Genomic DNA, 24,462 nt, shown 5'->3' on the forward strand with positions numbered 1-24,462 from the left:
GAGATGGAATATGAGCCTTAAACACAAAGTTACTATCAATGTGGCAAGGCCCGGTGGCGAAAGAAGTTCAGTAATTCAAAGCAGTCGGAAGACAATCCGAACGAGAATGCTTGATTTCCTATTTGGAAAGAAAGTTAGTCTGCTAGTAATTACTCCCGGCGACTCAGTTGAGACGGTAGAAATTAAGGAAATCAAGGAAGGAGGTGTAGGCCATGAGTAAGGTTAAGCTTCTTCTCGATGTGGTGTCAGATCTTAGATCGTTGGCAGATAGTGTTCAGGCTGTAGCTGATGCAATAGCAAGTAATGGTCCTAATGAGGGTACAAAGCCAGAGCAACCAAAGCCTGAAAAACAGCCTGAAGAAAAGCAGATCACTTTAGAAGAAGTAAGGGCAGTACTTGCGGAAAAAAGCCATGACGGATTTACAGCTGAAGTAAGAGCACTTCTAGAAAAGTATGGTGCATCAAAACTCAGCCAGATTGATCCAAGCAAGTATGCTGCACTGCTTGCAGATGCGGAGGGATTGAAATGAGTAAACATGCAATTCTCTCTGCATCTGGAGCTCATCGCTGGATGAACTGTACACCATCGGCAAGGTTGGAGCTGGAGTTTGATGACAACAGCGGTGAAGCTGCAGCTGAAGGCACAGCTGCCCATGCGTTAAGTGAACATAAACTCCGCAAGGCGCTTAAGATGAGATCAAAAAAGCCGGTTTCTCCATATGACTCAGATGAGATGGATAATTACACCGATGGATATGTAGAGTATGTGCTTGAAGTGATTGAGCAAGCCAAGCAGACATGTAGTGACCCCTTAATCTTGATAGAACAGCGGCTTGATTTTTCAAAGTATGTTCCTGATGGCTTTGGGACCGGGGATTGTGTAATTATCGCTGACGGAACTCTTCACATTATTGATTTTAAGTATGGTCAGGGTGTCTTAGTCAGCGCAGAGGACAATCCTCAAATGAAACTATATGCCCTTGGTGCACTAGGTCTCTTTGATGGTATTTATGACATCGAGATGGTTTTAATGACAATTTATCAACCTCGTCGTGAAAATATCAGCACGTCCACAGTCTCAAAAGAAAGCTTGTATCGATGGGCTGAAGAAGTTTTGAAACCTAAAGCTGAACTGGCCTTCGCTGGTGACGGAAACTATTGCCCCGGAGAGTGGTGTCAATTTTGTCGGGCTGCAGTGAAATGTCGAGCAAGAGCAGAAGCGAAAATGAAACTGGCTACATTTGAGTTTGCGCTACCGCCACTTTTATCAGATGAAGAAATTGCTGAGATTCTATCTTCTATCGGTGATCTCACCAGATGGACAAATGAGATTATAGCCTATGCGACAGATGCAGCAGTTAATCATGGAAAGAAGTGGCCCGGCTTTAAAGTAGTCGAAGGCCGTTCCAACCGTAAATACAAAGATGAAGAAGCGGTCGCAGAAGCGGCAAAGAATGCAGGTTATCGCGACATATACAAGCAAAGTCTCATCACTATTACTGAAATGGAGAAATTGATGGGCAAGACAAAATTTAATGAAGTCATTGGTGGACTAATTATGAAGCCACCAGGCAAACCGACGCTAGTACCAGTTTCAGACAAGCGTCCTGAAATGAACACATCATCAGCAAAAAATGATTTTATGGAGGTATAATACTATGTCAAAAACAGTAAAAAGAACGAACCCAACGAAAGTAATCACAGGAGTTGTACGACTCTCTTATGCCAATGTCTGGGAACCTAAATCTATCAATGGCGGTACTGAAAAATACAGTGTGAGCCTGATTATCCCTAAGAGTGATACTAAAACCTTAAGCGCTATCAACGAAGCAGTGAATGCCGCCATAGAGGAAGGTAAAGGTAAATTCGGTGGGAAGATTCCCAATAAAGCAGTTCTCAAGCTCCCTCTGCGTGATGGCGACATTGATCGTCCGGATGATGAGGCTTATGCCAACAGCTATTTTATCAATGCCAACAGCAATACTGCTCCACAAATTGTAGACAGAAACGTCAATCCAATCCTTGATCGTTCAGAAGTGTACTCCGGTGTCTATGCAAGAGTGAGTATCAACTTCTACGCCTTTAACTCCAATGGAAATAAGGGTATAGCGTGTGGCCTTGGAAACATTCAAAAAATCCGCGATGGTGAGCCTTTAGGCGGTAGAACCAATGCAGCTGATGACTTTGCCACTGACGTGGATGACGACTTTTTATCATGAGAACCCTCAGCATAGATATAGAAACATATAGTAGCGTAGACATCGCCAAAAGCGGGGTCTATCGTTACGCTGAAGCACCGGATTTTCAAATCCTACTTTTGGGCTACAGTGTGGATGGTGGTCCTGTACAGGTAGTTGATTTGGCATGTGGCGAAAAGATCCCACAAGAAATCCAGAATGCAGTTCTAGATAGCCAGATTATAAAGTGGGCATTTAATGCTCAATTTGAACGAATCTGCTTGTCTCGTCATTTTGGTGTCTGGCTTGAGCCTGCTTCATGGCGTTGTACGATGGTGTGGTCTGCCTACCTAGGACTTCCTCTATCGCTAGAAGGAGCGGCTCTTGTAACAGGAGCTGATAAGAAAAAGCTGACTGAGGGTAAGGAACTCATAAGATATTTCTCAGTTCCCTGCAAAGCGACTCAGTCTAATGGAGGCCGAACTCGCAATCTACCGGAGCATGCTTTAGAAAAGTGGGAGAGTTTCAAAGCATATAACCTTCGAGATGTTGAAGCTGAACTTTCCATACAGGCAAAGCTTCATAAGTTCCCTATGCCAGAAGAGGAGTGGCAGAACTATATTCTAGACCAGCAGATTAATGATCGAGGTATTCAATTGGATTTAGAATTGGTAAGGCAGGCTATCCAGTGTGATGAACAAACCCGAGAGGAATTCACAAGCCGACTAAAAGAGCTTACTAAACTTGAAAATCCAAACTCAGTGACCCAGATGAAAACCTGGCTATCGGAAAGTGGTCTGGAAACGGATAGTCTTGATAAGGCGTCAGTTAAGGCACTATTAAAGGAAGCTCCAGATCACCTGAGTGAAGTGCTGGAATTGAGGCAACTACTAGCCAAGTCCAGTGTAAAGAAATACACCGCTATGGAAAATGCAGTATGTGCAGATGAAAGAGCACGTGGTCTATTGCAGTTTTATGGTGCCAATCGAACCGGCAGATTTGCAGGGAGGCTTATACAAGTTCAAAATCTTCCGCAGAACCATTTGCCGGATTTGGAGCAGGCGCGAAGGTTAGTTAGAGGTGGTCATTTTGAGGCCTTGGAATTATTGTACGATTCTGTTCCAGGAGTTTTGTCCGAGTTAATCCGTACTGCCTTTGTTCCAAAGAAAGGATATAAGTTTATTGTTGCTGATTTTAGTGCAATTGAAGCTAGAGTGATTGCCTGGCTCGCAGGCGAGACATGGAGAAATGAGGTATTCGCTACCCATGGCAAGATTTACGAAGCATCCGCTTCCCAGATGTTTAGGGTCCCCTTGGAAGAAGTCACAAAAGGTAGTCCACTCAGACAAAAAGGAAAAATTGCGGAGTTGGCCTTGGGTTATGGTGGATCGGTTGGTGCGTTAAAAGCAATGGGAGCACTTGATATGGGTCTTACCGAAGAAGAGTTAAAGCCACTGGTATATGCGTGGAGAAATGCGAATCCAAACATTGTTAGGCTTTGGTGGGATGTCGATAGAGCAGTTAAAAAAGCTGTAAAAGAAAGATCCAGAACAGAAACTCATCGTATCCGATTTGAATATCGTAGTGGAATGCTGTTGATATGGCTGCCATCCGGGAGACAGCTTACCTATGTCAAACCAAGGATGGGGATTAACAGATTCGGCAGTGAAGCAGTGACGTATGAAGGCGTTGGTGCCACAAAGAAGTGGGAGCGTATTGAAAGCTATGGTCCGAAGTTTGTTGAGAACATCGTGCAGGCCATTTCAAGAGATCTTCTTTGCCATTCCATGCGAAATCTGGATGAAGCAGGACTAAATATTGTCATGCATGTCCATGATGAGGCAGTTTTAGAGGTTCCTTTAGAAATATGCGTACAAGACGTCTGTGTTCTTATGGGTCAGGTACCGCCTTGGGCGCATGGGCTTCTACTTCGTGCTGATGGATTTGAATGTGATTTTTATAAAAAAGATTAATTTGAGGGGGTTCGAAGCCTCCTCTTTTTTTGCTTATAGCTGAGGGCATGTTTTATCGCTCTACAACTATATGCTGGAGGTTCGATATGAACAAATTAACGATTTTCAACTACGAGGGCAACAATGTCAGAACAATTTTAAAGGATGGTAATCCTTGGTGGGTACTTAAGGATGTCTGTTCTGTGCTAGAAATTGGAAACAGTCGTGATGTTACATCTCGATTGGACAGTGATGAAAAGGGAGTCGATATTATCGACACCCCTGGAGGAAAACAGGAAGTATCTATTATCAATGAAAGTGGCCTTTATAGCGTGATATTGGTTTCTCGAAAGCCAGAAGCTAAAAAGTTCAAGCGCTGGGTAACTCATGAGGTTCTTCCTTCAATCAGAAGGCATGGACTTTATGCTACAGATGAGTTGCTTGCTAATCCAGACTTTTTAATTAAAGCATTGCAGGAACTTAAAGCTGCAAGAGCCAAAAATGCCGAGCTAACAACTACGATTAGTATTCAGGAACAGCAGATTGCAGAAATGAAACCAAAAGCCAGTTATTACGATGTGGTGCTTAATTGCAAGGATGCGGTGTCTATCACAACAATCGCCAAGGATTATGGAAAGTCTGGTCGCTGGTTCAATGAATATCTACATGATCTTGGCGTTCAGTTCCGTCAAGGGAAAATCTGGCTCTTATATCAAAAGTATGCCCAACATGGATATACAACAACAAAAACCCATACGTACCCTGGAAAGGATGGAACGATACATTCAAAGGTTCATACCTATTGGACTCAGAAAGGACGCTTGTTTATTTATGAGCTTCTAAAGGATCATGGCATTTTACCACTGATTGAACAAGAGTCTGAATTCGAGGGGATGTAGTTATGGATAGATATAACGCCGATAGCTATCCAGATCCAACTGCAGCAGAAGCCTTGGAAAATGTCATGCGTGAAGAAAAAGTAAAATGCTACAAACCTTGTGTCTTTATTTGTTCACCTTTTGCTGGGGATACAGAAAAAAATCTGAAGAAGGCCAGAAAATATCTGAAGTTTGCAGTTGAGCAAGGAACTATTCCTTTTGCTCCTCATCTGCTATACCCTCAAGTTCTAGATGATAGCGATCCAGAACAAAGAAAACTAGGACTATTCTTTGGAATGGTTTGGCTTAGAAAGTGCGAGGAACTGTGGGTATTTGGTCGCAACATCTCAAAAGGAATGCAAGCAGAAATAGATAAAGCATCGAAGCATCGTATTCCTATTCGGTATTTTACCGAAAACTGCAGGGAGGTGCAGAAGATATGAAGATAGCGGTTGGTAACAGCCGAATGGATAAAAAGTGGAAGAACAAAGACATCACATGGGAGGACTTCATCTCCCGAGTTAAATCTACTATACGAACAACAGAAACAGTATCTGAATTCCGAAAAATGAGTCGCGCTCAGCAGGACTCAATAAAAGACGTCGGTGGATTTGTGGGAGGAGCTCTTCGTGAAGGAAAGCGCAGAAATGGTTATGTCCTCTCCCGCTCCCTTCTGACATTAGATATGGATTATGCCAAACCGAGGATTTGGGATCAAATTGAAGCATTACATGATTTCAAATGCTGCATCTATTCAACCCATAAACATACACCAGATGCACCGCGATTAAGACTTATCATTCCAATTAAAAGAGAAGTAACAGAGGATGAATACCCAGCTCTTGGCCGGATGGTTGCAAAGGAGATTGGGATTGATTTATTCGATGATACCACTTATGAGCCATCTAGGTTAATGTATTGGCCATCCACACCGTCTGATGGAGAATTTGTCTTTAAAGAAAAGGATGGAGAGCTTTTAGATCCTGATGTTTATCTTTCCAAATATGCAGATTGGCGGGATACATCCATGTGGCCTGTATCCACAAGACAATCAGAGGTTGTACAAAGGAAAATCACAAAGCAAGCAGATCCTTTAAGTAAAGAGGGTGCTGTCGGGGCATTTTGTAGAGCTTATACCATTGAAGAAGCTATCAATACATTTTTGGCGGATGTATATGAGCCAAGTGCTATGAATGGCAGGTTTGATTATATTCCAGCAGATTCTTCAGCGGGCTTGGTAATCTATGATGGTAAATTTGCTTATAGCCATCATGCTACTGATCCAGCATGTGGAATGTTGCTAAACGCATTTGATTTGGTCCGAGTGCATAAGTTTCGGGAACTAGATGAAAAGGTGACAGAAAATACACCGCCAAGTAAACTACCTTCATTTAGAGCCATGACAGATTTGGCATTAGAGGATGAACGGGTAAAAGAGCAGTTTGCTGAAGAAAGAAAGGCTCAGGCAGAAAAAGAGTTTGTTGATGAAGATTGGGAAAAGCAACTGGAGCTTGACAAGACAGGATCAGTTAAAAATACCCTTAGAAACTTGATTTTAATACTCGAAAATGATCCAAACCTGAAAAGCATTGTGTTTAATCAGCTATCAGATAGTCTCGAAATAAAAGGTGATGTTCCTTGGCCGCATCCATCAAAGTTCTGGAGAGATGCAGACGATGCTCAGTTGATTAGTTACATCGACACCCATTACGGAACCTTTTCTGCAAGAAACTATGATGTGGCGGTAGCAAAGGTAGCTGACGACCGATCTTATCATCCTATTCGTGAGTTTATTGATGCACTCCCTGAATGGGATAAGGTACCGCGAGTAGATACCCTGCTCATCGATTATCTAGGTGCATCAGATAACTCTTATGTTCGGGCTGTAACAAGAAAAACTTTATGTGCAGCTATCTCTCGTGTGCTAACTCCTGGTATCAAATTCGATTCCATGTTGGTTCTTAATGGCCCGCAGGGAGTTGGAAAAAGCACTCTCATAGCCAAGTTGGGTGGAGACTGGTTTTCAGATAGTTTGAGCTTGTCAGATACCAAGGATAAGACCGCCGCAGAAAAGTTACAAGGTTACTGGATTTTAGAAATTGGAGAGCTGGCTGGACTAAAAAAAGCAGAAGTAGAAACACTTAGAAGCTTCTTATCTCGCCAGAATGATATTTATCGAGCTAGCTTTGGCAAGAGAGCTACTCCTCACTTAAGACAATGTGTCTTTTTTGGCACCACTAATGCTGAAAAAGGCTATTTACGGGATACCACAGGAAACCGTCGTTTTTGGCCGGTAAAGACCCCGGGAAATGGTACAAAAAAGTCATGGCAGTTAGAGCAGGATGAAATTCTGCAGATATGGGCTGAGGCTCTTACCTATGTAAAGGCTGGAGAGAAATTGTACCTTGATGCTAGCCTTGAAAAGCTTGCAAAAGAAGAACAGCGAGAAGCTATGGAGTCCGATGAGCGAGAAGGTTTGGTTAGAGAGTACCTTGATATGCTTTTACCTGAGGATTGGGACACCATGGATCTATATGAACGTCGAGCCTATATCAACGGGACTGAGTTTGGTGAAAGCCAAAGGGTTGGTGTTTGGAAACGAAAATCGGTTTCTAATATGGAAATCTGGTGTGAGTGCTTTGGCAAAGATCGAGCCAATCTCCGAAGAATGGATGGCAATGAGATATCTGCAATTATGGCAAGTATCGGAGGCTGGACTGGACTCGTGAAAAAAGAACGTATCCCGCTTTATGGACCACAATGGGTTTATGTTCCCAAAACATAATTTAGTTTGGAACACATGGAACAATTTTTTCTCGGGAACAGATTTCACCTGTTCCGGTGAAACAAAAACGGTCTTTTGGTACACCTCATCGGAACAGGCGGCAGCCCCTTGTAAAGTAGGCTACTTTATAACTTATGTTCCATTGTTCCAAAAATAATTATTAAAAATAATCCTAAAGACAAAAAGAAGAAATTACCTGCAGACGCGTATATACGCGCGTATAGAGACTTTTTGGATTTAGGGAACATGGAGGCTATATGAGAGAAAAATGGATTGAACAACAACTGGTAAAAGCAGTAAAAGATATAGGCGGCATTGCACTGAAGATTGCATCACCAGGTTTTGATGGAATGCCAGACAGATTGATTCTTTTGCCGGATAAAAAAATAGCTTTTGTGGAGGTAAAAGCTCCAGGTAAAACCTTAAGGCCTCTACAGGAAAAGCGAAAAAGACAGTTAGAATCACTTGGATTTTTGGTATTCTGCCTGGATCACATAGAACAGATTGGAGGGATACTTCATGAAATACAAGCCTCATGAATATCAGGTTTATGCCACTGAGTATATCCTCACCCATCCCATAGCAGCAGTGCTTTTAGATATGGGATTAGGTAAGAGTGTCATTACCTTAACTGCCATCTTTGATTTAACACTGGATAGTTTTCTTGTTCGTAAGGTTCTGGTCATTGCACCTCTTCGAGTAGCCAGAGATACATGGCCTGCAGAGCTTGAAAAGTGGGATCACCTAAAAGGTCTTAAATACACCGTAGCAGTTGGCTCTGAGGTACAGAGGAAAACAGCCCTTATGAAAAGAGCTCAGGTATACATCATCAATCGAGAAAATGTCGAATGGCTAATTTCTAGAAGTGCCATACCCTTTGATTTTGACATGGTAGTAATCGATGAGCTGTCATCCTTCAAATCCCATCAAGCCAAGAGATTTAAAAGTTTAATGAAAGTTAGGCCAAAGATTAAAAGGATCGTAGGGCTTACCGGAACGCCATCATCCAATGGACTGATGGATTTATGGGCTGAGTATCGCCTGCTGGATATGGGACAGCGATTGGGCAGGTTTATTGGCAGATATCGAGAGGACTTTTTCGTACCAGATAAACGCAATCAGCAAGTGATCTTCTCCTACAAACCAAAACCGGGAGCAGAAGAAGCTATTTATAGGCTCATATCTGACATCACTATTAGCATGAAAGGGACAGACTACCTGAAGTTGCCGGAGTTGGTTATAAACGAAGTAGATGTAAAGCTTTCTGAAAAAGAAATGGAAATCCTTGACATTATGAAGCGTGATTTAATTACAACTGTTAAAGGTGAGGAAATTACTGCAGCCAATGCAGCAGCTCTTTCAGGAAAGCTCCTGCAGATGGCAAACGGAGCAGTCTATGATGATCAAGGTGTAGTTATTCATATACATGACCGTAAGCTGGATGCACTGGAAGACTTAATCGAAGCTGCTAATGGCAAGCCAGTTCTAATTGCTTATTGGTTTAAACATGATTTATCACGAATACAAAAGCGCTTTGAAGTTGAGGTATTATCCACTAGCGATTCTATTAAAAGGTGGAATGATGGAGAAATCCCCATTGCAGTCATCCATCCAGCATCAGCAGGCCATGGACTGAACTTGCAAGCTGGAGGTTCAACTCTTGTATGGTTTGGCCTGACTTGGAGCTTGGAGCTTTACCAGCAAACCAATGCCCGTCTTTGGCGTCAAGGACAAAATGAAACGGTAGTGATCCATCACCTGATTGCCAAAGGCACCATTGATGAGCGTGTAATGAAAGCCCTAAATGATAAAAACAATACTCAATCCGCACTGATAGATGCGGTAAAAGCAACACTAAAGGAGGTCTGATACGATGAACATTGTCTGGCAGTATTTAGATAAAAGAGCAGCGGCAATTAATGCCTTAAAAGATTACAGCAGCATGAAGTACATCATAGAACATACCGATGAGGACATTGCAACCCTCAACGAAGAAATGAGCTCCCCAGCTTCTCCAGTTATCAATGGCATGCCATCGACCCATGATCCAAAAGCAGGAGAGAAAAGGCTCATTGCCTGCATCAATGAAATTGATGTATTGAAAGAACGTTATCGTCAAGCACTGGAATACATGGATTGGTTTCAACCCGCATGGGATGCTTTAACAGAAGACGAGCAGTATGTGTTAAAGGAGTTTTATTTGGATGATGAACAAAAGCAGATTGATGCTGTGTATAACATCTGTGATCATTTCAATATAGAACGTTCTTCAGCATACAACAAAAAGAATCGAGCGCTTCAACATTTAGCACTACTACTCTATGGAAAGTAATGAGTAATATCTTGGACGATTTTATTAGAAATCCATAATACAATGGTATTGTGAAAAATTGTAGAGAGCCTTCGTGGAAATACCACGAGGGCTTTTTGTATGTCCAAAGGAGGTGCGAAATGCCAAAGAAACCAAAAAGACCATGTTCTTATCCTGGTTGTCCGGAACTGACAGATGGACGCTTTTGTCCGGAGCATACAAAAAAAGAAGCTTCTCGTTATGAAAAATATCAGAGAGATCCTGAAACGAGGAAGCGTTACGGTCGTGCATGGAAAAGAATACGTGACCGTTACATTACAGCCCATCCACTATGTGAAGAGTGTAAAAGACAAGGAAAGCTGACACCAGCAACTGAAGTGCACCATATCCTTCCCTTGGCACGAGGTGGGACACACGATGAAAGCAACCTAATGGCTCTTTGTACTCCTTGTCACTCAGCTATCACAGCAAGAGATGGAGACCGTTGGCCATCCCGGTAGGGGGAGTCAAATCTCTACAGCTTTTAAACGGTCAACGGGCGTGGGGCTTCGTGCAAAAAGTCGCAGTTTCAAACGGGGTAATACCCCCTTAATAAGAAAAGAGGTGAGTTAATGGCCAAAGATGGTACAAATCGAGGTGGTGCCCGTATTGGATCTGGCCAGAAAAAGAAAGCACTTATAGATAAAATTGCTGAGGGAAATCCCGGAAAAAGAAAATTGGAAGTTATTGAATTTAAAAATACCGCAGAACTTCAAGGGCAGGAGATGCCACAGCCAAGGGCTATGCTTTCAGCAGTACAAAAGGATGGTAAAACCTTAGTAGCCAGCGAAATTTATGAGCTTACGTGGAAATGGCTTGAGGAGCGAGGGTGTGCACATCTAGTTCTACCACAGCTATTAGAAAGATATGCCATGAGTGCTGCTAGGTGGATACAGTGTGAGGAAGCAATAAGTGAGTTTGGTTTTCTTGCTAAGCATCCAACTACTGGCAACGCTATCCAAAGTCCATACGTTTCCATGAGCCATAATTTTATGAGTCAAACCAACAGACTCTGGATGGAAATATATCAGATTGTTCGTGAAAACTGTGCGACAGAGTATTCCGGTACAAATCCACAGGATGATGTGATGGAACGACTGTTGACTGCCCGTAGAGGTAAATAATAAGGAGATGTGAGATGAGTAAGAGATATTTAACAGCAGAAAGTGTATGTGCAGGACATCCTGATAAACTGTGCGATATTATTGCTGATAATATTTTGGATGAATGCCTTAGAAGAGATAAAGCGACACGCGTAGCGTGTGAGGTTATGGCTACTAAAGGGAAAATTATCGTGGCGGGTGAGATCTCCTGCAGCGAGAAAATTGATATCAGAAGCATTGTTAAGAATGTGCTAAAAGAACTAGGTTATAACCCTTTGAAATTTTTAATTTATGTATATGTACACAATCAGAGTTCTGATATTGCAGCTGGTGTGAATACTGCACTAGAAGCACGAAATGGTATAAACGAACAATATGGTTCCATCGGCGCTGGTGATCAAGGTACTATGTATGGTTATGCCACAAAAGAAACCAGAGAAATGCTTCCCCTTCCCCTTGTCTTATCTCATCGAATTGTAAAGAGACTAGATGAGGCAAGGAAAGGTAAAATTATTAAAGGTATCCTTCCCGATGGAAAAGCACAGGTGACCGTTGAGTATCATGATGATGTTCCAGTGAGAGTTAAGACCATTGTAGTGTCAGTTCAGCATGAAAAGAATAAAACTCAGGAAGAGTTAAAATCAGATATTCTAAATAATGTGTTATGGCAGTGTTTTGAGGATTTCCCTTTTGATGATGAAACAGAAATTCTTATTAATCCATCTGGACAGTTTGTATTAGGAGGACCTGCTGCAGATACAGGTTTAACTGGAAGAAAGATCATGGTGGATACTTATGGTGGACTTGCATCACATGGTGGCGGAGCACTTTGTGGGAAAGATCCGACCAAAGTTGACCGAAGCGGAGCTTACATGGCTAGGTATATTGCTAAACATATTGTGTGGTGTGATTTGGCAGAGAAATGTGAAGTGGCTATTTCCTATGCCATTGGCAAGGCAAATCCTGTAGCTTTTTCTATAAATACTTTTGGAACCGGAACAGTTCCTGATGAGATTTTAGCCCTTGCAGCTCAGGAGGTTTTTAACCTTAGACCAGCAGCAATTATTGAAAAGCTGCATCTAAGAAATATCCTCTACTCGGATACAGCGGTTTACGGGCATTTTAACAGCTACCTGTTTCCTTGGGAGGATGTTAATAGATACAGCAAGTTAAGGGAGGTGGTGGAAAAGTATGCTAATAGAGAAGATTAAAACGGAGCTACTAATCCCTGCTGATTATAATCCTAGAAAGGACTTAAAGCCAGGAGATCCAGAATATGAGAAACTTAAACGCTCTCTTGAGGAGTTTGGATATGTCGAACCGGTTATTTGGAATAAGACCACAGGCAGAGTAGTTGGTGGCCATCAGCGGTTGAAAATCCTACTGAACATGGGTATGGAAGAAGTGGATTGCGTAGTTGTTGAGATGAATGAGGAAAAGGAAAAAGCCCTCAATATTGCATTGAACAAAATAAATGGAGATTGGGATAGGGAGAAACTAGCACTTCTCATTACAGACTTAAATGCTGCAGACTTTGATGTATCGCTGACAGGCTTTGACCCCGGAGAACTAGATGATCTTTTCAAGGATACGTTGAAAGACAAAATAAGAGAAGATGATTTCGATGTGGACAGCGAGCTGAGTAAGCCCGCTGTTTCGCGTTTAGGAGATGTATGGATACTTGGTAAGCACAGACTGGTATGTGGAGACAGCACAAAAAAAGAAACATATAACATTTTAATGGAAGGAAAGGTCGCCAATCTGGTGGTAACTGATCCCCCATACAATGTCAACTATGAAGGAACCGCTGGGAAAATCAAAAATGATAATATGGCCAATGACGCATTTTATCAATTTTTATTAGATGCCTTTAAGAATATCGAATCGGTATTGGCATCAGATGGAAGTATATATGTTTTCCATGCTGATACAGAAGGACTTAATTTTAGAAAAGCCTTTGTTGACGCAGGCTTTTATCTTTCCGGTACTTGTATTTGGAAGAAACAGTCATTGGTTCTTGGAAGATCCCCTTATCAGTGGCAGCATGAACCGGTGCTATTCGGTTGGAAAAAGAAGGGGAAGCATCTCTGGTATTCAGACCGTAAGCAATCAACCATTTGGGAATTTGATAAGCCGAAAAAGAATGCAGATCATCCGACTATGAAGCCCATTGCTTTAATTGCCTACCCCATTATGAATTCTAGCCTTACTAATAGTATCGTACTTGATCCTTTTGGAGGTTCTGGCTCGACGCTGATTGCCTGTGAACAGACCGATAGAATTTGCTATACCATCGAGCTGGATGAAAAGTACTGCGATGTTATTGTGAAGCGTTACATCGAGCAGGTTGGAACAGATAAAGAGGTATATGTCATTCGAGAAAAAGAGAAGATTCCATTTAATGTGGCAGCCACATCTTCTGATGAATTAGATTGATAGAGCAAGTTTTAAATTCATTTTTGCACAGAAATAACTTGCTATTGTGTAGCGTTAGAGTGATATATGGTACTACCAAATAAGAAAGGTGGTATGTAGGATGAAAATTGAATTTAATCGTACTGGTGGTGAGAGAAAGGCCCTCGTTACTGCGATTGGAGAAGTACTAGGTGAAAAGCCTGAATACAAAGGCGCACCAACATTTATTTATCAAATAGGCAGATTTGAAGTGGATAAGGAAGGTGCTCTTATTTTTGATGAGGGTGTTGTGGGCGAAAAAGCGGTCAAACTGCTTGATGAACTCAATAGTCGAGGATTTACTTATGTGAAACCAGAAGGCCTGGAACAGGGGCTTACAGATAATACAGATTTGTTGGTAATTGAAATACCTAAGGAAAACTTCACCGACATTGCCTTAAGTAACTTGGAAAAGATTCTGGAAAGTAAAGGAGATCTCATTAAAAAAGCACTTGGAGTAGAGGAATTACCTATTGAGCAAACAGAGGAAACTCTACGATTCCCTTGGTTTTCCTTTGATGAAGATGCTGAGAAAGTTAAAGCTTACACGCATTTCATTACAGCCCTTTGTGATATGGCAAAAAAACAGAAGAGAATCACTGCCACAGCTAAGGAAGTGGATAATGAAAAGTATGCCTTTCGTTGTTTTCTGTTAAGGTTAGGATTTATCGGTGAAGAATACAAGGCCGCAAGAAAGATACTCCTTTCCAAACTGAACGGAAGTTCTGCATTTAAAAGTGTAGTTGCTAAGCAGGAGGAGGTAGATGGAATTTGAAAACCATTAACCCTAATGTCTTAGAACAACTCAGAAGTATCTATAGGCCTGGAACACGAGTGGTTTTAGTAAAGATGAATGATCCCTATACCAAACTGGAACCTGGGACGAGAGGAACTGTCATTAGTGTAGATGATATTGGAACCATCCATGTGAATTGGGACTCTGGAAGCTCATTAGGTATTGTATATGGCGAGGATTCCTGCAGAAGGATTGAAGAATAAAGCACACGTTTTATCCTGAAAAAGTAAAGAAAAACTGTGTAAATTATGCTCCTTATATCGAATAATTGTCTTGCTATTTAACCCTTTTAGAGTGATATATGTACATGCCAAAAGGATAAACACACTTTAAAAGGAGTGAGGTACGATGTTAAGTGCAAAATTCGGAATCGAGATTGAATTTACAGGGATTACAAGGGAAAGGGCAGCCAGAGTTGCTGCAGAGTTTTTGCAAGGCACTTATAGTGAAGGCGGGACTTACTACGACACTAAGAAGGTAAAAACTCCAGATGGTAGAGTTTGGAGATTTATGTATGATGGGAGCATTCACTGTCAAAGAAAAGAAGGTAGAAGAAAAGTAGCTGCAGGTAGAGATTATAGCGTTGAGCTAGTTAGCCCAATCCTAACTTACCGGGAGGACATTGAAACTTTGCAGGAGATAGTAAGAAAGCTTCGCAAAGCTGGAGCCTTTACAAATACATCTTGCGGCATTCACATTCATCTAGACGGTGCTGAACATACCCCAAGAAGTATTCGAAACTTTATAAATATCATTGCAAGTAAAAATGACTTATTTTATAAAGCACTACAGATTGCACCGGAGCGAATGCGCTACTGCAAAAAGATGGACAGCATTTTGGTTGAGAAGATGAACCACAAAAAGCCTAAAACCATGAGACAAATTGAGGACATTTGGTACGAGGGTTACAGCGAGAGTAGAAGCACTCATTACCACAACAGCCGCTACCATTTCCTCAACCTTCACAGCTTTTTTACCGGAAACCATACAGTTGAACTTAGAGGTTTTAACAGCGAGCTTCATGCTGGAAAGATGAGAAGCTACATTGTTCTAGCGCTTGCCATCAACCATCAAGCCTTAACACAAAAGTGTGCATCAGCAAAGAAGCCACAGGTGGAGAACGAGAAATTTGCCATGAGAACCTACCTAAACCGGATTGGTTTCATTGGTGATGAATTTGCAAACTGCAGAGAGCATTTGACCGCAGCACTTTCGGGTTCAGCTGCATGGCGGTTTCGGGCGGCCTGAGCTGCCCCTAACCCACAAAGCTAAGAAGGAGGATTACAATGAATAAAAAATTATATCTTGCCTATGGCTCCAACCTTAACCTGAAACAAATGGCCAACAGATGCCCCACAGCGAAGGTGGTAGGAGCAAGTCAAATCAATGACCACCGTTTATTATTTAGAGGGGCACACGCAGGCGCTGTGGCGACTATCGAGCCTTTTAAGGGTGGCAACGTACCCGTTTTAGTGTGGGAAATCACACCTGTCGATGAAGCGGCACTTGACCGTTACGAGGGATGGCCGTTCCTTTATCGCAAGGAAACAATAAAAGTGAAGTTGGGGGGTAAAACCGTTAAGGCGATGGTATACATCATGAATGATGGGAGGCCGCTTGGACAGCCGAGCTGTTATTATTACAGTACAATTTTAGAAGGCTATAAGAGTGCAGGCTTCGATGTGGAAATCCTGCGCAAAGCGACAACCGATTCAGTAGAATCGGAGGAGGTAGCCAATGAATGAGATAATTATGCAACAAATACTTGCCATTCGAGAAACAGGTGAAACGAATATGTTTGATCTTCCGGTTGTGACAAGTATTGCTTTAAGAGCAGGTTATACGGAGCTAGTAGATTACCTTGAAAAGAACAAAGGAGAATATGTCCATTTCATTTTGACAGGGGAAGCGAAAACAGAATAACCTAAACAAATTTTGAAGGAACTCTGCGGGGTTCCTTTTTTCGTAGCCATAAGGAGGTGGCGGCCATACGTAAACTAAAAAAATATAAGCCGACCATCTTTAAGGCAGATGGTTCGGTATATGATAAGGACGCTGCAGACATTGCGGTGTCTTTTATTAATTGCTTAAAACATACGAAGGGAGAATGGTATGGGCAACCATTTGAACTTATAGACTGGCAGGAACAGATTATCCGCGATGTGTTTGGGATTATAAAGCCTAATGGTTACCGTCAATTTAATACGGCATATATCGAAATCGCTAAAAAGCAAGGGAAATCTGAACTTGCAGCAGCGGTTGCGTTACTGCTTACCTGTGGTGATTTTGAGCATGGCGGTGAAGTATACGGATGTGCATCTGACAGACAGCAAGCTTCCATTGTTTTTGATGTAGCAGTGGATATGGTAGAACAATGTCCAGCTCTGAAAGCGAGGATTAAACCGGTACTATCGCAAAGACGACTTGTTTATAAACCCCTTGGTAGCTTTTATCAGGTTTTGTCTGCAGAAGCTTATACTAAGCATGGCCTAAATGTTCATGGCGTAGTTTTCGATGAACTTCATGCTCAGCCTAACCGCCAACTATTCGATGTCATGACTCATGGTTCCGGTGATGCCAGAAAACAACCACTGTATTTCTTAATCACAACTGCTGGGAATGATACCCATTCCATTTGCTACGAGGTGCATCAAAAGGCCAAAGATATCCTGGAAGGGCGAAAGGTTGACCCTACATTCTATCCTGTCATTTACGGTGCTGACGAAGATGATGACTGGACAGATCCAAAGGTATGGGCGAAAGCCAACCCCTCTCTGTGTATTACAGTGGACATTGAAAAGATACAGATTGCTTGTGAAAGCGCAAAGCAAAACCCTGCCGAAGAGAACCTATTCAGGCAGCTTCGTTTGAATCAATGGGTAAAACAGTCGGTGCGCTGGATGCCTATGGAGAAGTGGGATAAATGTTCATTTGCTGTAAATCCAGAAAACCTTGTAGGAAGAGAATGCTTCGGTGGTTTGGACTTATCATCTACTACAGATATTACAGCGTTCGTACTTATCTTCCCGCCTGAGTATGAAGGAGATAAATACATCGTTCTTCCCTACTTCTGGATACCGGAAGATAATCTGGACCAAAGGGTAAAGCGTGATCATGTTCCTTATGATGTTTGGGAGAAGCAGGGGTTCTTACACACCACTGAAGGAAACGTGGTGCATTATGGATACATCGAAAACTTTATCGAAGAGCTGGGCTTAAAGTACAACATTCGAGAAATTGCCTTTGACCGGTGGGGAGCTGTGCAGATGACACAAAACTTAGAGAACCTTGGGTTTACAGTAGTTCCTTTCGGTCAAGGTTTTAAAGATATGAGTCCGCCAACGAAGGAGCTTATGAAGCTTACCTTGGAAGAGAAACTGGCGCATGGTGGTCATCCGGTGCTCCGATGGATGATGGATAACATCTTTATCCGAACAGATCCTGCCGGTAATATTAAACCAGATAAAGAAAAGTCAACTGAGAGAATAGATGGAGCTGTCGCTACCATTATGGCTCTTGACCGAGCGATCCGCAAAGGTGGAACAGGTAACTCTGTTTATGATGGAAGAGGTTTATTGATTCTTTAATCTGCAAATTTATTATTATAACGTTTTTACTTGTAAAACAAAACAATCTCCGATATTATAGATTTATGAACAGAAGTCTGAACACAAGTCCGTAAAAGGAGGTTGAAAATGAGTTACAGGGTACAATTTACGATAAGTGATACTGAAAAAGAACAATTAATTGCTGAGGCAGCATCTGAAGGTTATCCCAATATCGCTGAGTTATGTAAAGTTAGAGCATTGCGGGGAAAAAGTACTTACGCAGATCTTTATAAAAGAATGGTAAAGAAAATAGATTCTTTACCTTCTGGACAGAAGTTCTTTCTAAGAGATTTAATAGATACTCCTCCAACACTACTTGGAAGATGGTTATATGACAATGTTGCAAATGGAACCATTAAAGGTGTTAAGCATCTCGGAAACAATGGATCAGATGCAGAAGAATATCTAAAGTTATAATAATGATTTTAGGAAAGGCATCTCAAACGCGAGGTGCTTTTTTCATGCCCAATTTTAAGGAGAGTGATGTATATGGGCCTCTTTTCAAAGCTATTTAAGGCGCGTGATAAACCGAAGGATCGAACCACAGGAAGCAATTATAGCTTCTTTTTTGGTGGAACAACCAGCGGTAAGCCTGTAAACGAACATACAGCAATGCAAATGACAGCGGTCTATTCATGCGTAAGAATACTTGCAGAGGCTGTGGCAGGGTTACCCCTCCACCTATATAAATACAATGCAAGCGGCGGTAAGGAAAAGGCTCTTTCTCATCCGCTGTATTTTGTATTACATGATGAACCTAACCCAGAGATGAGTTCCTTCGTTTTTCGGGAGACGTTGATGACTCATCTTTTATTATGGGGCAATGCCTATGCACAGATTATTCGAAATGGAAAAGGTGAAGTCATAGCACTGTATCCGTTAATGCCAAATCGAATGTCGGTGGACCGCGATTCCAGTGGTGCTCTTTATTATACCTATACCAGATATTCCGATGAAGCACCTACGATGAATGGAATGACGGTCACACTAAGGCCAAGCGATGTGCTTCATATTCCTGGCTTAGGATTTGATGGACTAGTAGGGTATTCTCCGATTGCAATGGCCAAGAATGCCATTGGTATGGCCATAGCCTGTGAGGAATATGGAGCTAAGTTTTTTGCAAATGGAGCAGCTCCGGGAGGTGTACTTGAGCATCCTGGAACGATTAAAGACCCACAAAAAGTGCGAGATAGCTGGAATGCGGCCTATCAAGGAAGCAGCAACTCCCATCGTGTGGCAGTGCTTGAGGAAGGGATGAAGTATCAGCCTATTGGTATCTCACCAGAACAAGCTCAGTTTTTAGAGACAAGAAAGTTTCAGATTAATGAAATCGCTCGGATTTTCCGCGTACCTCCACATATGGTTGGGGACTTGGAAAAATCGAGCTTTTCTAATATTGAGCAACAGTCACTGGAGTTTGTGAAATACACTTTGGACCCTTGGGTGATACGTTGGGAGCAGGCCATCAGCCGAGCACTTTTAAGACCAGATGAAAAGAAGCTTTATTTTGCCAAGTTTAATGTGGATGGACTGCTTCGAGGTGATTATGTCTCTCGGATGAACGGTTATGCAACCGCGAGACAAAATGGTTGGATGAGTGCCAATGATATCCGAGAGCTAGAAAACCTTGACCGAATCCCACCTGAGCTTGGCGGGGACTTATATCTGATCAATGGCAATATGACCAAGCTTGCGGATGCGGGCATATTCGCAAATAGAGAAGGATTGGAGGGAAAAAATGAATGAAGAAATTTTGGAATTGGGTGCGTGATGAAGATATACAGACACGGACCCTCTATCTAAACGGTGCAATTGCTGAGGAGAGTTGGTTTGATGATGATATTACCCCTGCTGCTTTTAAAGCAGAGCTAATGAGTGGCGAGGGTGACATAGTAGTTTGGATTAATTCACCTGGTGGTGATTGTATCGCGGCATCACAGATTTACAACATGCTGATGGATTATAAAGGCAATGTCACCATAAAGATTGATGGCATTGCAGCATCAGCCGCCTCAGTCATTGCCATGGCAGGTACGGAAGTTTTAATGTCTCCAACATCACTGATGATGATCCATAATCCTTTCACCATAGCCATTGGCGATAGCGAGGAGATGCAAAAGGCAATGCAGATGCTGGATGAAGTTAAGGAAAGTATCATCAACGCTTATGAACTTAAAACCGATTTGTCTAGAACAAGGTTATCTCAACTGATGGATGCTGAAACTTGGCTAAATGCCAATAAGGCAGTCGAGCTTGGCTTTGCAGATGACATTATGTTCAAACCAGGAGAGAGTGCACTACAAGATAGCTTTGTCTTCAGCAGAAGAGCAGTGACTAATTCACTAATGAATAAGCTTCAAAAACCAGTTGTAAAACAGTCAGCCGAGTCGCTTTATGAGCGGCTTAATTTATTGAAATATTAGGAGGAAATGAAAATGAGTAAAATTCTTGAACTGCGTGAAAAGCGCGCAAAAGCATGGGAAGCAGCAAAGGCATTTCTTGATTCAAAGCGTGGTAGTGATGGACTTGTGTCCGCAGAGGATGCCGCAACCTACGACAAAATGGAAGCAGACATTATTAATCTGGGTAAGGAAATTGCAAGACTGGAGCGCCAAGAAGCTCTTGAAGCAGAGCTTAATAAGCCTGTAAACACACCTCTTACCGAAAAACCAGCTATTCCGGGGATGGATACAAAGACCGGAAGAGCCAGTGATGAGTACAGAAAGGCATTCTGGAACGTAATGCGTAGCAAAACTCCTCGTCATGATGTGCTAAATGCTTTGTCTGTAGGCACTGATTCAGAGGGAGGATATCTTGTTCCTGATGAATTTGAGCGTACTTTAGTTCAAACCCTTGAGGAAGAGAATGTATTCCGTAAACTGGCAAAAATTATTCAGACTTCAAGCGGTGACCGCAAAATCCCTGTTGTTGTGACTAAGGGTACAGCGGCTTGGCTTGATGAAGGTGAGGAGTTTGATGAGAGCGATTCTGTATTTGGCCAGACATCTATCGGTGCCTATAAGCTGGGTACAATGATTAAAGTTTCTGATGAACTTCTCAATGACAGTGTATTTGATCTGGAGAATTATATCTCCACTGAATTTGCCCGTAGAATCGGTGCTAAGGAAGAAGAAGCTTTTTTAGTTGGAGATGCAGATGGGAAACCTACAGGAATTTTCAACGCTACTGGTGGTGCACAGCTTGGAGTGACAGCCGGGTCTGCAACTGCCATTACGGCAGATGAGATTATCGATCTTGTTTATTCCCTAAAGGCTCCTTACAGAAAGAACGCAGTATTCTTGATGAATGATGCAACAGTAAAAGCAATCCGTAAACTGAAAGACGGTCAAGGTCAATATCTGTGGCAGCCTTCTTTAACAGCAGGTACTCCAGATACGTTGCTGAATCGTCCGGTTTACACTTCTGCTTATGCTCCTATTATTGAAGCCGGAGCAAAGACGATTGCCTTCGGTGATTTCGGATACTATTGGATTGCTGACAGACAGGGGCGTTCTTTCAAACGTTTAAACGAGCTTTTTGCAACTACTGGGCAGGTTGGTTTCCTTGCGAGCCAGCGTGTAGATGGAAAGCTCATTTTACCTGAAGCCATCAAAGTTCTTCAGCAGAAAGCTTAATGGGAGGTGCAAATTATGAGCTATAACGCAAAGAACTACACCGAACAAGGTGGAGAAAAAACCGTTATTGGTGGAGAACTTGTCATTGAAGAGGGAGCCAAAGTAACTGGGCTCCCTGTTCTTGAAAATCAACCGGCAAGCACTGCGGATACTGTAGAAGCTCTAGTGACGGACTTTAATGCCTTGCTCAGTAAGCTGAAAACTGCAGGAATCATGAATGGAGATACACCTTAGAAAGGATAGTGATGGTGATGACACTTTTAGAAAAAGTTAAAGCAAATCTAATTCTTGAGCACGATCGCGATGATGAACTTCTTCAAATGTACATCACCACCGCTATCGCATATGCCGAGAGTTACCAGCATGTACCGGAAGGTCATTATAATGAGAACACAATGCCGCCAACTACCGAGCAGGCCGTCATTATGCTGTCATCTCACTTCTATGAAAGTAGGGATGGTAGCACTGGCGGCTTTTTTGCTGATAACGTGCAGGCAGGCCAGCAGGTTTGGAACACTGTAAATTTACTGCTCAGGCTTGACCGGGATTGGAAGGTGTAGAGTATGAGTTTTGGAAAAATGAATACCTTTATCGATCTCATTTCTGTTGAAAGAACGAAAGACAGTGAAGGCTTCGGTAAATCTAAGGACACCATCCTCGCTTCCGTTCGTGCTTATAAGGAAGATCGTCATGGAAATGAAAAGTGGGCTAACCGAGCGACATTTTCTGAAGCAACTGCGCTGTTTCGTTTTCGTAAGATACCTGATGTTGAGGTATCTACCAATATGGTGATTGTGTGTAATGATGGCCGCTATGAGATTACAAATGTTGAAGATGTAAAAGGTCGAGGCATGTATATTGAAGCCTTGGCAAAAAAGGTGGTGGGGTCAAGTGGCTAAGGTACAAGTGAAAATGCCTGAGGATTTTCTTTTAAAGCTTTCAAAGCTTGGCGATAAGACGGATGAAATCATTCCAAAGGTACTTGAGTCAGGCGGGGAAATCGTTTTGGAAAAGGTTAGATCTAATTTGCAAGCTGTAGTTGGTAGTGGAACAAAAGAAAAAAGTCGGTCTACAGGTGAGCTTATTAGTTCGTTGGGTCTCTCTCCTGCTAAAGTGGACCGAAATGGCAATTTCAACGTGAAGATAGGTTTTAAGGAGCCACGAAGAAGCGGCGAAAGTAACGCTAAGATTGCCAATATCATCGAATACGGAAAATCGGGTCAGCCACCAAAACCATTTTTAAAGCCTGCAAGAAGGGCTTCAAGAAAAGCATGTATTGACGCTATGAAGAAGAGGTTTGAGCAGGAGGTCGAAAACTTATGAGTATATTAAATGAGCTTAATCTCATAGCAGATTTGTGCGGTATCCCAGTAGAAACAGGAAGATTTTCTGGTGTTCCTCCTGATACTTATCTTGTGATTACACCTCTTATTGATTTGTTTGAGGTTCATGCGGATAACACACCGGGATATGAAGTACAGGAAGCCAGACTTTCCTTATTTGTTAAAGGTAGTTATACAGCTATAAAAAATGCAATTGTCCGCACTCTTCTAGGTGCGGATTTTACGATAACGGATCGTCGATACATCGGACATGAGGATGATACCGATTATCATCATTATGCCATAGATGTGGCTAAACCATATGAATTTCAATTGGAAAAGGAGGAATAAAACATGGCTACAATCGGTCTTGATAGACTTTATTATGCAAAAATCACCGAAGATGACAACGGTGATGAAACCTATGATACACCGATGCCGCTGGCAAAAGCAATCAGTGCAGAACTTTCCGTTGAGCTTGCTGAGGCCACTCTTTATGCCGATGATGGTGCCGCTGAAATTGTCAAAGAATTTAAAAGTGGTACCCTAACTCTCGGTATTGATGATATAGGGGTAGCAGCTGCAGGAGATTTAACAGGAGCAACCATTGATGACAACCATGTACTCATTTCAACCAGTGAGGATGGAGGGGCTCCTGTTGCAATTGGCTTTAGAGCACAAAAAGCAAACGGTAAATACCGATACTTTTGGCTGTATCGTGTGAAGTTTGGAATTCCTGCAACAAACTTGGCGACCAAAGGTGATAGTATTACTTTCTCAACTCCGACCATTGAAGGAACAGTACTTCGTAGAAATAAGCTGGATGGTCAGGGTAAGCATCCATGGAAAGCAGAAGTAAACGAGGGTGATGAGGGCGTAACCCAGGCAATTATTAATGGTTGGTATAGCGAAGTGTATGAGCCTACATTTGCTGCTTCTGGCGGAAGTGGAGAATAAGGGGGATTGGAATGGATAACGAAAGAAGTGCAAAGATCAATATTGGCGGGCAGGAGTATGAGCTTATTCTTACCACTAAAGCTACAAAAGAAATTGCTGGGAGATATGGCGGTCTTGAAAATTTGGGTGAGAAATTAATGAAGTCTGAGAACTTCGAAATGGCACTGGATGAAATAGTCTGGTTGATAACTTTAATGGCCAATCAGAGCCTACTCATTCACAACCTTCGAAATCCAGATAATAAAAAGCCGCTGCTTACTCAAGAAGAAGTTGAACTTCTAACCTCTCCTTTGGAACTAGCTACTTATAAGAACGCTTTGACAGAAGCAATGTTTAAGGGAACCAAGAGAAATGTAGAATCTGAAGATGACTCAAAAAACGTGCAAACCGGGTAAACGAGAATGAACTCTTTACCCGGCTTTTATATTACGGGACAGTTCATTTA

Annotated in this window: 31 protein-coding genes; all 31 read left to right on the forward strand. The window is 42.2% G+C overall.

Annotated elements, in window-relative coordinates; genetic code table 11:
- The first annotated feature begins 212 nt into the window (after positions 1-212).
- The 31 genes from CS063_RS02700 (at position 213) to CS063_RS02850 (ending at position 24,412) form a co-directional block, all read left to right on the forward strand.
- Entirely contained in the window at positions 213-530 is a 318-nt protein-coding gene (locus tag CS063_RS02700) for an rRNA biogenesis protein rrp5 (RefSeq protein WP_042679889.1), read from the forward strand.
- Positions 527-1,654, forward strand: a complete 1,128-nt coding sequence (locus CS063_RS02705; RefSeq protein ID WP_042679887.1) for a DUF2800 domain-containing protein — start codon at positions 527-529, stop codon at positions 1,652-1,654. Before CS063_RS02700 ends, CS063_RS02705 begins: the two co-directional genes overlap by 4 nt.
- A gap of 4 nt (positions 1,655-1,658) precedes the next feature.
- Positions 1,659-2,219 carry a DUF2815 family protein gene (locus CS063_RS02710; RefSeq protein ID WP_042679885.1) on the forward strand — a complete coding sequence of 187 codons (561 nt, stop codon included), beginning with the start codon at positions 1,659-1,661 and terminating at the stop codon, positions 2,217-2,219.
- Positions 2,216-4,150 (forward strand): DNA polymerase, encoded by a 1,935-nt coding sequence (locus CS063_RS02715; RefSeq protein ID WP_099448168.1) that lies wholly within the window; start codon positions 2,216-2,218, stop codon positions 4,148-4,150. Before CS063_RS02710 ends, CS063_RS02715 begins: the two co-directional genes overlap by 4 nt.
- An 86-nt stretch (positions 4,151-4,236) precedes the next feature.
- Positions 4,237-5,028: a phage antirepressor gene (locus CS063_RS02720; RefSeq protein WP_039652069.1), complete on the forward strand. Its 792-nt coding sequence runs from the start codon at positions 4,237-4,239 to the stop codon at positions 5,026-5,028.
- A 2-nt stretch (positions 5,029-5,030) separates the two neighbouring features.
- Positions 5,031-5,450 carry a DUF7768 domain-containing protein gene (locus CS063_RS02725; RefSeq protein WP_039652070.1) on the forward strand — a complete coding sequence of 140 codons (420 nt, stop codon included), beginning with the start codon at positions 5,031-5,033 and terminating at the stop codon, positions 5,448-5,450.
- Positions 5,447-7,792 (forward strand): virulence-associated E family protein, encoded by a 2,346-nt coding sequence (locus tag CS063_RS02730; RefSeq protein ID WP_099448169.1) that lies wholly within the window; start codon positions 5,447-5,449, stop codon positions 7,790-7,792. The genes CS063_RS02725 and CS063_RS02730 overlap by 4 nt, the downstream gene beginning before the upstream one ends.
- 257 nt (positions 7,793-8,049) lie before the next feature.
- Entirely contained in the window at positions 8,050-8,331 is a 282-nt protein-coding gene (locus CS063_RS02735; RefSeq protein WP_039652072.1) for a VRR-NUC domain-containing protein, read from the forward strand.
- Positions 8,312-9,661, forward strand: a complete 1,350-nt coding sequence (locus CS063_RS02740) for a DEAD/DEAH box helicase (RefSeq protein ID WP_039652073.1) — start codon at positions 8,312-8,314, stop codon at positions 9,659-9,661. Before CS063_RS02735 ends, CS063_RS02740 begins: the two co-directional genes overlap by 20 nt.
- A gap of 4 nt (positions 9,662-9,665) precedes the next feature.
- Positions 9,666-10,124 (forward strand): hypothetical protein, encoded by a 459-nt coding sequence (locus CS063_RS02745; protein ID WP_009052901.1) that lies wholly within the window; start codon positions 9,666-9,668, stop codon positions 10,122-10,124.
- 119 nt (positions 10,125-10,243) lie between these two features.
- The gene (locus tag CS063_RS02750; protein ID WP_039652074.1) at positions 10,244-10,603 is read left to right on the forward strand and encodes an HNH endonuclease; all 360 of its coding nucleotides are present in this window, start codon (positions 10,244-10,246) and stop codon (positions 10,601-10,603) included.
- Positions 10,604-10,714: 111 nt separating this feature from the next.
- On the forward strand, positions 10,715-11,266 hold the full coding sequence (locus CS063_RS02755; RefSeq protein ID WP_009052899.1) for a P27 family phage terminase small subunit: 552 nt from the start codon (positions 10,715-10,717) through the stop codon (positions 11,264-11,266).
- A gap of 14 nt (positions 11,267-11,280) precedes the next feature.
- Positions 11,281-12,456, forward strand: a complete 1,176-nt coding sequence (gene metK, locus CS063_RS02760; RefSeq protein WP_143452430.1) for a methionine adenosyltransferase — start codon at positions 11,281-11,283, stop codon at positions 12,454-12,456.
- Positions 12,437-13,681 (forward strand): site-specific DNA-methyltransferase, encoded by a 1,245-nt coding sequence (locus CS063_RS02765; protein ID WP_056975858.1) that lies wholly within the window; start codon positions 12,437-12,439, stop codon positions 13,679-13,681. The genes metK and CS063_RS02765 overlap by 20 nt, the downstream gene beginning before the upstream one ends.
- Positions 13,682-13,781: 100 nt before the next feature.
- Positions 13,782-14,474 (forward strand): virulence protein, encoded by a 693-nt coding sequence (locus CS063_RS02770; protein ID WP_042679859.1) that lies wholly within the window; start codon positions 13,782-13,784, stop codon positions 14,472-14,474.
- Complete coding sequence (locus tag CS063_RS02775) at positions 14,471-14,698, forward strand: DUF4314 domain-containing protein (RefSeq protein WP_039652078.1); 228 nt, start codon at positions 14,471-14,473, stop codon at positions 14,696-14,698. The genes CS063_RS02770 and CS063_RS02775 overlap by 4 nt, the downstream gene beginning before the upstream one ends.
- A gap of 145 nt (positions 14,699-14,843) precedes the next feature.
- The gene (locus CS063_RS02780) at positions 14,844-15,743 is read left to right on the forward strand and encodes an amidoligase family protein (RefSeq protein WP_012102990.1); all 900 of its coding nucleotides are present in this window, start codon (positions 14,844-14,846) and stop codon (positions 15,741-15,743) included.
- 38 nt (positions 15,744-15,781) lie between these two features.
- Positions 15,782-16,240 carry a gamma-glutamylcyclotransferase family protein gene (locus CS063_RS02785; RefSeq protein ID WP_074441011.1) on the forward strand — a complete coding sequence of 153 codons (459 nt, stop codon included), beginning with the start codon at positions 15,782-15,784 and terminating at the stop codon, positions 16,238-16,240.
- Positions 16,233-16,418, forward strand: a complete 186-nt coding sequence (locus CS063_RS02790; protein WP_021401016.1) for a DUF5049 domain-containing protein — start codon at positions 16,233-16,235, stop codon at positions 16,416-16,418. The genes CS063_RS02785 and CS063_RS02790 overlap by 8 nt, the downstream gene beginning before the upstream one ends.
- Before the next feature lie 65 nt (positions 16,419-16,483).
- Positions 16,484-18,082 carry a terminase large subunit gene (locus CS063_RS02795; protein WP_099448205.1) on the forward strand — a complete coding sequence of 533 codons (1,599 nt, stop codon included), beginning with the start codon at positions 16,484-16,486 and terminating at the stop codon, positions 18,080-18,082.
- 108 nt (positions 18,083-18,190) lie between these two features.
- Complete coding sequence (locus tag CS063_RS02800; protein ID WP_021401040.1) at positions 18,191-18,520, forward strand: hypothetical protein; 330 nt, start codon at positions 18,191-18,193, stop codon at positions 18,518-18,520.
- 72 nt (positions 18,521-18,592) lie between these two features.
- Complete coding sequence (locus CS063_RS02805; RefSeq protein WP_024400897.1) at positions 18,593-19,849, forward strand: phage portal protein; 1,257 nt, start codon at positions 18,593-18,595, stop codon at positions 19,847-19,849.
- Positions 19,846-20,526 (forward strand): head maturation protease, ClpP-related, encoded by a 681-nt coding sequence (locus CS063_RS02810; protein ID WP_024400896.1) that lies wholly within the window; start codon positions 19,846-19,848, stop codon positions 20,524-20,526. Before CS063_RS02805 ends, CS063_RS02810 begins: the two co-directional genes overlap by 4 nt.
- Before the next feature lie 12 nt (positions 20,527-20,538).
- Complete coding sequence (locus tag CS063_RS02815; RefSeq protein ID WP_024400895.1) at positions 20,539-21,738, forward strand: phage major capsid protein; 1,200 nt, start codon at positions 20,539-20,541, stop codon at positions 21,736-21,738.
- A gap of 15 nt (positions 21,739-21,753) precedes the next feature.
- Positions 21,754-21,972, forward strand: a complete 219-nt coding sequence (locus CS063_RS02820; RefSeq protein WP_024400894.1) for a Head fiber protein — start codon at positions 21,754-21,756, stop codon at positions 21,970-21,972.
- Between the two features lie 17 nt (positions 21,973-21,989).
- Positions 21,990-22,298: a head-tail connector protein gene (locus CS063_RS02825; protein ID WP_024400893.1), complete on the forward strand. Its 309-nt coding sequence runs from the start codon at positions 21,990-21,992 to the stop codon at positions 22,296-22,298.
- Between the two features lie 3 nt (positions 22,299-22,301).
- Complete coding sequence (locus CS063_RS02830) at positions 22,302-22,637, forward strand: phage head closure protein (RefSeq protein ID WP_032507257.1); 336 nt, start codon at positions 22,302-22,304, stop codon at positions 22,635-22,637.
- Positions 22,597-23,061, forward strand: coding sequence for an HK97-gp10 family putative phage morphogenesis protein (locus CS063_RS02835; protein WP_456300484.1), 465 nt, complete (start codon positions 22,597-22,599; stop codon positions 23,059-23,061). Before CS063_RS02830 ends, CS063_RS02835 begins: the two co-directional genes overlap by 41 nt.
- Positions 23,058-23,411, forward strand: coding sequence for a hypothetical protein (locus CS063_RS02840; RefSeq protein WP_024400890.1), 354 nt, complete (start codon positions 23,058-23,060; stop codon positions 23,409-23,411). Before CS063_RS02835 ends, CS063_RS02840 begins: the two co-directional genes overlap by 4 nt.
- A gap of 3 nt (positions 23,412-23,414) precedes the next feature.
- Complete coding sequence (locus CS063_RS02845; protein WP_021401015.1) at positions 23,415-24,017, forward strand: major tail protein; 603 nt, start codon at positions 23,415-23,417, stop codon at positions 24,015-24,017.
- Between the two features lie 11 nt (positions 24,018-24,028).
- Positions 24,029-24,412, forward strand: coding sequence for a hypothetical protein (locus CS063_RS02850; RefSeq protein WP_021401022.1), 384 nt, complete (start codon positions 24,029-24,031; stop codon positions 24,410-24,412).
- Positions 24,413-24,462 lie beyond the last annotated feature (50 nt).

The organism is Sporanaerobium hydrogeniformans, from assembly GCF_002735925.1.
Taxonomy (GTDB): Bacteria; Bacillota; Clostridia; order Lachnospirales; family Cellulosilyticaceae; genus Sporanaerobium; species Sporanaerobium hydrogeniformans.